A 1,746-nucleotide genomic window follows, 5' to 3' on the forward strand; every position below is an offset into this window, starting at 1 on the left:
TATATTCGCCATATATATAGAGGACACGGCCCCTGTCAAGGAATTCCGCATACGCCTGCTCCGCTGGGTGCTGGACTCTTGCTCTCGCGGGAGAGACGATGAAGTGATGGACGGCGTGATAGCTCCAAGAAGCCGCTTCGTCCCGCCGCATCCGCCGCGCGGGCCGGGGCCGGTGCCGGTCTGGCGCGGCTTCTTCGGGGAGCGGGCGCGGACCTCGGTCTACGGCTGGTCGCGGCAGGCGTTCGAGCTGCCCTACATGCGCCGCAACGTGCTCGGCTTCCGGGTCCATATCCCGCTCGAGCCGGAGCTGGTCCAGCACGTCCTGCTCGACAATGCCGCCAATTATCTGAAGCCCGACATCGTCAAGAAATTGCTCGCGCCGGTAATTGGCCGCGGCCTGCTCTCCTCGGACGGCCAGCTTTGGCGCGACCAGCGCCGGATCGTCGCGGCCAATTTCGCGCCGGCCGCGGTCGACGCGCTGGTCCCGGTCTTCGCCGCGGCGGCGCGGGACGCGGCCGCGCGCTGGTCGGCGGGGACACGCGACATGGCTGTGGCGGCGACCGCGACGACGATGCGGATCATCGCCGATGCTTTGTTCGCGGGCGATCGGCGGCTGACCGACGAGGCGCCGATGCGCCACATCGCCGCCGCGCTCGAAGGCTTCGGCGAGGCGCGCATCCAGGCGATGCTGGGCCTCAAGGTGATGCCGTGGAGCCCACGCGGCTGGCGCGCCCGCAAGGGCCAGATCTTCCTCCGCGAGACGCTGACCCAGGTCGTGCGCGAGCGGCTGCCGGACGGCGGCCCGGACGATTTTCTCGGCCGCCTGATCCGCGCGCTCGGCGACAAGTTCGAGGACGCGGACGCGCTGGCGCTGGCGGTCGACAACGCCGCCACCTTCTACCTCGCCGGCCACGAAACCACGGCGAATGCGCTCACCTGGGCGCTCTTCCTCTTGTCCGAGCAGCCGGCGCTGCAGGAGGAAGCGGCGGCGGAGGCGCGGGCGGCGCTTGCCGCCGGCGCCGACGATGCCGAGCTTCCCGACCGGCTGCCGCTGCTGCGGCGCATCCTCGAGGAGACGCTGCGGCTCTACCCGTCCGCGCCGCGCTTCGACCGCCAGGCGGCGGCGCCCGACCGGCTCGGGGAGCATGAGGTCCAGCCCGGCGACATCGTCTCGATCTGGCCCTGGATCCTGCACCGGCACCGGGCGCTGTGGGACGATCCCGACGCCTTCGATCCCGGCCGATTCGCCGAGGGTGGGCGGGAGCGCCACCGCTTCCAGTACATCCCGTTCGGCGCCGGTCAGCGCACCTGCGTCGGCGCCCGCTTCGCGACGATCGAAGCGCTGACCATCCTCGCCGAGTGGCTCGCCGGCTGGTCCTTCGCGCCGGTCCCGGGCCACGAGGTGCGCACCCACGGGATGGTGACCTTGCGCCCGGCGGGTGGGCTTCCGCTCCGGCTGGAGCCGCGCGGCTCGTCCTTCTTTCGGCCGATATCGTAGCCGGCGATCTTGCGTCCGGCGGCGCTGTCCTCGATCAAGGTGGCGAGCCGCTTCGCGCGGGTCTCCGGCCGTTTCGCGCTCGTCACCCAGTGCAGCACGACCTTGCGGTAGCCGGGCGGGCGCTTTTCCCAATCCGCCCAGGCCGGCTTGTTGCGCCTGAAGGCGGCGGTTTCCTCGGCGGTCAGCTCCCTTTGTTCGTTCTCATACGCGTAGACGCCGCTGCGGCCCTTATTCTGCTCGTAGGCGCG

General features: G+C 70.8%; 1 protein-coding gene and 1 pseudogene. One reads left to right on the forward strand and one right to left on the reverse strand.

Features of this window, described 5'->3' with window-relative positions; all coding sequences use genetic code 11:
• Nucleotides 1-106 precede the first annotated feature (106 nt).
• Entirely contained in the window at nucleotides 107-1,498 is a 1,392-nt protein-coding gene (locus ACT4N8_RS10985; protein WP_444858165.1) for a cytochrome P450, read from the forward strand.
• A 74-nt stretch (nucleotides 1,499-1,572) separates the two neighbouring features.
• Here ACT4N8_RS10985 and ACT4N8_RS10990 read toward each other — a convergent pair.
• Nucleotides 1,573-1,683: pseudogene (locus ACT4N8_RS10990) on the reverse strand (YdeI/OmpD-associated family protein); the annotation flags it as partial.
• Nucleotides 1,684-1,746 lie beyond the last annotated feature (63 nt).

The organism is Sphingosinicella sp., assembly GCF_052387495.1.
GTDB lineage: Bacteria > Pseudomonadota > Alphaproteobacteria > Sphingomonadales > Sphingomonadaceae > Allosphingosinicella.

Excerpts from the sequence above, each read along its gene's own strand:
- ACT4N8_RS10985 (WP_444858165.1), top strand. The coding sequence starts at position 107 with ATGGACGGCGTGATAGCTCCAAGAAGCCGCTTCGTCCCGCCGCATCCG.